Origin of the sequence: Bartonella sp. TS25HLJMH, from assembly GCF_042193505.1 — a bacterium.
Classification (GTDB): domain Bacteria; phylum Pseudomonadota; class Alphaproteobacteria; order Rhizobiales; family Rhizobiaceae; genus Bartonella; species Bartonella grahamii.
Map to the genome: position 1 here is coordinate 1 of NZ_JBHILV010000065.1, position 1,444 is coordinate 1,444.

2 protein-coding genes and 1 pseudogene are annotated in these 1,444 nt (G+C 39.5%); all 3 read left to right on the forward strand.

Annotation, left to right across the window (positions count from 1 at the left end; all coding sequences use genetic code 11):
* Positions 1 to 453 (forward strand): crossover junction endodeoxyribonuclease RuvC (locus tag ACFINF_RS09190; RefSeq protein ID WP_375620586.1); only part of this gene is annotated, 453 nt, incomplete at its 5' end.
* Positions 443 to 787 (forward strand): DUF1376 domain-containing protein, encoded by a 345-nt coding sequence (locus tag ACFINF_RS09195; protein ID WP_375620587.1) that lies wholly within the window; start codon positions 443 to 445, stop codon positions 785 to 787. The genes ACFINF_RS09190 and ACFINF_RS09195, both read left to right, overlap by 11 nt.
* Positions 777 to 1,444 (forward strand): annotated as a pseudogene (locus tag ACFINF_RS09200) (hypothetical protein); the annotation flags it as partial. The gene ACFINF_RS09195 and the pseudogene ACFINF_RS09200, both read left to right, overlap by 11 nt.

Here is a 1,444-nt window from a genome sequence, read left to right on the forward strand (position 1 = left end):
CTTGATCTAGGGACCAAGACAGGCTGGGCGATATGCGGTGCGGATGGTCACATAACAAGCGATACAGAAGATTTTCAATCACGCCGTTTTGAAGGCGGTGGCATGCGTTATTTACGCTTTAAACGGTGGCTTACTGAACTAAAGAGATCTGTTGATGAAATTGACGCGGTGTATTTTGAAGAGGTGCGCCGGCATGTGGGTACAGACGCTTCTCATATTTACGGAGGCTTTCTAGCAACCTTAACAGCGTGGTGTGAACATCATCAGATACCATATGAAGGCATTCCTGTTGGCACAATTAAGAAGGCAACAACAGGAAAAGGTAACGCCTCAAAAGAAGAAATGATTAAGGCGGTATGTGCAAAAGGGCATGTGCCTAAAGACGACAACGAAGCAGATGCTTTAGCAATTTTATATTTAATGAAAGAAGGGGAAACCACTAATGTCAAATAAAAACCAATGGATAAAAATTAATGTAGAAAAATGGCTTCTTGATCTCGCTGATTTACCTCCTACTGAAGGCAATATTTACATGAGGTTGCGATTAAAAATGTTACACACTGGGAAGCCTCTTACAAACAATTTACGAGCCTTGTCCTCATTAGCTCGCTGTTCAATTGACGAGCTTGATGATGCGCTAGATCTCTTAGCTGAAACTGGACACATCTTTCTTTTTGACGACAACCACATCTGGAGTCCAGATGTTGAAGAAGAGCTGAAGAACAACAATCAACAATCAGAAATCGCATCGCATAAGCACAGGGAGGACAAAGAGAATGTCCAGTAAAATACCATGGACGAGACTGTTTGCCGATAAATGGGCGGTGGTCGTCGATTATTTACCTCCTGTAGAAGGTAATATCTATATGAGATTGCGATTTCGCATGCTTCGTACTGGTGAACCTCTTTTTTGTAACATTAAAGTTTTGTCTCATTACACTGGTTATTCAGTAAAGAAATTTGAGACAGCTTTGAATGTTTTGCTAGAAGAAGGATATATTATTCGTTTAGCAGATGGTCGTTTATGGAATCTCGATGTTGAAGAAGAATTAAAAAATTGCAATGAGAATTTAAATAAACTTTCAGAAAAAGCTATAAAAGCTGCGAATACTAAGAGAAAAAAACATAAAGATGACTCATCAAAAGACCATGATGATGTCATGATGGTGTCATCACGAGGTCATGATGACATCATGATGAAACACATTAACATAGACAATAACAGTTATAATAAAAAAACTAAAACTATCGTTTTAGCAAAAAAAGAAATTGGTTCTGAAAGTTTAGAAACAAACGAACAGGTTGACGAACCAACAGAGGTTGCTGCTGTTGAGGCCACATCAGAGCAAATCACAACCTCATCAGACAACCAACCTCCCATTCACGAGCAAGAGAACGTTCCCAAAAAAGCAAAACGAGCGAAAGCTAATCGCGGTTGTCGATT

Excerpts from the sequence above, each read along its gene's own strand:
- ACFINF_RS09195 (WP_375620587.1), top strand. The coding sequence starts at position 443 with ATGTCAAATAAAAACCAATGGATAAAAATTAATGTAGAAAAATGGCTT.